The organism is Pinirhizobacter sp. (genome assembly GCF_035317885.1).
Lineage (GTDB): Bacteria > Pseudomonadota > Gammaproteobacteria > Xanthomonadales > Rhodanobacteraceae > Pinirhizobacter.
The window spans coordinates 1-3,599 of the sequence record NZ_DATHFX010000259.1 but is presented as its reverse complement, the minus strand read 5'-3'; the positions used below and the strand labels follow the sequence as shown (position 1 = coordinate 3,599).

Sequence of the window (3,599 nt, the reverse complement as noted above, 5' to 3'; positions counted from 1 at the left end):
CCAACCTTGTGGCGCTTCAAGGCGGACAGGATAGGCTTGATATGCAACATGCGCGTGCCCTCAGTTGCTCTTCAGTTGCCAGGCAGGCTGGATCTGCGCGGCTCGCCAGGTGGGATAGAACGACGCAAGCACGGCGGCGAGGATCGCAGCACCCACGGTGCAGGCCACCAGCGATACGTCCAGGGTAGCCAGGCGGGCGATCTGCGGATCGAACAGCAGGTCGATGCTCCATACGCCGACGCCGGTCAGCAGCACGCCGAGCAGGCCGCCGGCCAGGCCGACCGCCCCTCCCTCGACCAGGAATTGCGCATGGATGTCGCGACGCGAGGCACCCAGGGCGCGCCGCACGCTTACCTCCGAGGCGCGCCGCATGAACTTCGCCAGCAGCAGGCCGACCGTGTTGACCAGGCAGATCAGCAGGAAGCCGAACGAGACGTAGAGCGAAAGCGTGGTCTCGGGCGGTATCACGCGTTGGTAGTCCAGCCACTGCGGCACGTTGCGCAAGCGGACGTTGGGCGCCCAACCGAAGCGGCCGGCGCGTTGCTGCTCCTGGGCATACCCGTGCAGGTACTGGCGATAGGCGGCGGCCTCGGCGGCGCTGGGAAGCTCAACCCAATAGAGCAGCCACGTGCAGCCTGAGCGCACGAAGGCGTCCCAGCCATTGCCATAATTTTCGCCCGGGCAGCTGGTGTTGCCCCGGGTGATCAGTTGTTGGTCCACGGCGCGGCTCATTGGTATGAACAGCTCGATCGCGTCGTCGAAGGGGCCGCTGCTGATAGGGTCGAAATAGCGCGGTGCCGGGTTCCAGGTATCGATGACGCCAGTGATCGTGTAGTCATGGCCGTTGAGTCGGACCTGCCGCCCTACGCTGTCGGCACCATGAAACAGACGCTCGTTGAGCTCGCGCCCGATCACGGCCACCGTGGCCCGCTTCTGGTCGTCCGACGCGGACCACGCCCCGCCGTAGAGGAACGGGATCTCGAACATCGAAAACGCATCGGCGTACACCGCGTAGCTATGGGGTCGTATCGGCGTATCGCCCGGGTCGCCAGGCAGCAAGGAAAGCACCGCGGGATAGAGCACGGTCTGCCTGGGTGCCTTGTGGGCACGGAACAGGGCCATGGCATCGGTATAGTCGATTTCCTGTGGCGGTTCGCCTTTGTCGTTCTTCTGCGGACCGTAGTTGTCGACCTGCACGACGAATAGCTGATTGGATTTCTGCGCTATGGGATTTCCCGACACGGCGCGGAAGATCGAGTAGCTGGTCATCGAAGTGGCTACGCCCACGCCGATGGCGATCACCATTAGCGCGGTAAGCGCCGGGTTGCGGCGAAGGCTGCGCAAGCCGAGTTGAAGGTAGTACGCGAACATTTGATATTCCCTGAAGCAGGAATCGAAGGCGCCGACGGACGCTGGCTCCTAACGAGGGCGCACGCAAACCAGCGTGCTGCAACGCGCGTGCCACCGTCGTTTCCATCGCGATGCTCTTTGAATCCGGGCTATCAAAGCCATCTGGGCGCGCACTATGCCGTCCGCGGACACTGCACGGCGGACACGTGGACAGGTAAGCGAAGGATGAGGCGGACGGGGTAGGGTGAAAATGGTCTTTCGTTCCTACGGGCTTCGATTAAACTGGCGGCCCGGAGAAGACTAAAAGCTTCAAGGAGTCAGATGTTCGTCAGACAGCTGCACTACCTGGTCGCTTTGGCAGAGCACAAGCACTTTGCGCATGCCGCCGAGGCATGCTGGGTTTCACAACCTGCCCTTTCTGCCGGCATCCGACAGCTCGAACGCGAACTCGGCATCATGATCATCCTGCGCGACCGCCGCTTCCAGGGCTTCACGCCCGAAGGCGAACGCGTGCTGGTATGGGCCAGGCAAACCCTGGCTTCGCTCGAAGGCCTTCGCCAGGAGGCAGCGTTGGCCCAGGTGGTGGCCGGTGGCCATCTCGCCATCGGCACGGTGCCTTCTGCGCTGCGTGCGGTGTCGATGCTCGCTGGCGAGTACCGCCGTGCAATTCCCAAGTTGACCCTCGAGGTTTTCTCGCTGAGCACGCGGGACATCCTGCATCGGCTGAAGAACAAGGACATCCACCTGGGGCTGGCGTACGCCGATGGCTGCGATCCGCTGGTATATGAAAGCGTCCAGCTGTACCTCGAACGCTTCGTCCTGGTCTCCAGCGATCGTGCCGGCCTTCCGGGAAAGTCCTCCTACACCTGGGCCGAGGCGGCGCGCGTGCCGCTGTGCCTGTTCAATCACGAAATGCAGAACCGCAAGATCGTCGATGCCGCCTTCCGCCACGCGGGCGTGGTGCCCAACGTGGTGGTGGAAACCAATACCCTCACCGTGCTCTACGAGGAGGTGCGCAGCGGCGAGGTTTGCAGCATCGCGCCGGTGAGCGCGCTGCCCGATTACCTCCTTGCCAGCGGAATAAGCATCCGCCCGATCGAGCCACAGCAGGTGTCGCCGATGAGTTTGCTGCGGTTGCGCGAGGAATCCCCGCCCGCCATCGTTGCCGCCGCATGGGACATGGCGCCGATGATGGACCTTCAGGGAAGGCTCGACCACGTGCTCGAGGCCGCCGCCCCCCGTACCGTCTGATAAGCAAACCTGTTGCAACGCAGCAGGAGTTGATAAGCGCGGCTTATCACCGGATACCCATAAACGATTGGCGACTCGTTCCAATGCGGGACCAGACGCCCGGGGCCACGTGCACCGACACGTCAGTTCCCACAGGAGAATTCCATGGCCAAGGTCCTTTGCGTCCTCTATCCCGATCCCGTCGCCGGTTACCCCCCGGAATACGCCCGTGACGATATTCCTGTCATCAAGGGTTATCCCAACGGCCAGACGGTGCCGTCGCCCAAGGGCGACCTCGGCTTCAATCCCGGCGACCTGATCGGCTGCGTCTCGGGCGAACTGGGCCTGCGCAAATACCTGGAAGCCAACGGCCATGAGCTGGTGGTGACCAGCGACAAGGAAGGCGCCGACTCGGTGCTGGACAAGCACCTGCCCACCGCCGACGTGGTGATCTCGCAGCCCTTCTGGCCGGCCTACCTCACGGCCGAGCGCATCGCCAAGGCAAAGAACCTGAAACTCGCCATCACCGCCGGCATCGGTTCGGACCATGTGGACCTGAAAGCCGCCACCGAGCACGGCCTGACCGTGGCCGAGGTGACCTTCTCCAACAGCATCAGCGTGTCCGAGCACGTGGTGATGATGGCGCTGTCGCTGGTGCGCAACTATCTACCCTCGCACCAGATCGCCAACAACGGTGGCTGGAACATCGCCGATTGTGTCAGCCGCAGCTACGACATCGAAGGCATGCACTTCGGCACGCTGGCCGCCGGTCGCATCGGCCTGGCCGTGTTGCGTCGCATGAAGCCGTTCGACGTGCACCTGCACTATTACGATCCGCACCGCCTGTCGCCGGAGATCGAGAAGGAACTGAACGTGACCTTCCACGAGACGCCCGAGTCGCTGCTGAAGGTGTGTGACATCGTCAACTTGCAGATGCCGCTTTATCCATCCACCAAGGGCATGTTCGACGACAAGATGTTCGGCCTGATGAAGCGCGGTTCGTACCTGATCAATACCGC

At 63.0% G+C, this 3,599-nt stretch carries 3 protein-coding genes; 2 read left to right on the top strand and 1 reads right to left on the bottom strand.

What is annotated here, in order from left to right:
* Window positions 1-60 precede the first annotated feature (60 nt).
* Window positions 61-1,371, bottom strand: coding sequence for an ABC transporter permease (locus tag VK519_RS08415; protein WP_324348971.1), 1,311 nt, complete (start codon window positions 1,369-1,371; stop codon window positions 61-63).
* A gap of 300 nt (window positions 1,372-1,671) precedes the next feature.
* Between VK519_RS08415 and VK519_RS08410 the strand changes: the two genes are divergently transcribed.
* Both VK519_RS08410 and VK519_RS08405 read left to right on the top strand, forming a co-directional pair.
* A complete protein-coding gene (locus VK519_RS08410; RefSeq protein WP_324348969.1) occupies window positions 1,672-2,601 on the top strand; it encodes a LysR family transcriptional regulator in 930 nt (309 codons plus the stop codon).
* Between the two features lie 144 nt (window positions 2,602-2,745).
* Window positions 2,746-3,599, top strand: an 854-nt coding sequence (locus VK519_RS08405; RefSeq protein WP_324348968.1) for an NAD-dependent formate dehydrogenase, incomplete at its 3' end; no start/stop codon positions are given.

What these genes read in the sequence shown, in the direction of transcription:
- VK519_RS08410 (WP_324348969.1), top strand. Translation starts at nt 1,672, where the DNA reads ATGTTCGTCAGACAGCTGCACTACCTGGTCGCTTTGGCAGAGCACAAG.
- VK519_RS08415 (WP_324348971.1), bottom strand. Translation starts at nt 1,371, where the DNA reads ATGTTCGCGTACTACCTTCAACTCGGCTTGCGCAGCCTTCGCCGCAAC.